Origin of the sequence: Vibrio splendidus 12E03 (assembly GCF_000272105.2) — a bacterium.
Taxonomy (GTDB): Bacteria; Pseudomonadota; Gammaproteobacteria; order Enterobacterales; family Vibrionaceae; genus Vibrio; species Vibrio splendidus_I.
Genome location: NZ_AJZD02000352.1, coordinates 1 through 285, shown reverse-complemented (window position 1 = coordinate 285; position 285 = coordinate 1). Strand labels below are relative to the sequence as shown.

At 54.0% G+C, this 285-nt stretch carries 1 rRNA gene; it reads left to right on the top strand.

Annotated elements, in window-relative coordinates:
- Positions 1-285 (top strand): 16S ribosomal RNA (locus A142_RS23010); the annotation flags it as partial.

Here is a 285-nt window from a genome sequence, read left to right as displayed (position 1 = left end):
GAGTAATGCCTAGGAAATTGCCTTGATGTGGGGGATAACCATTGGAAACGATGGCTAATACCGCATAATGCCTACGGGCCAAAGAGGGGGACCTTCGGGCCTCTCGCGTCAAGATATGCCTAGGTGGGATTAGCTAGTTGGTGAGGTAATGGCTCACCAAGGCGACGATCCCTAGCTGGTCTGAGAGGATGATCAGCCACACTGGAACTGAGACACGGTCCAGACTCCTACGGGAGGCAGCAGTGGGGAATATTGCACAATGGGCGAAAGCCTGATGCAGCCATG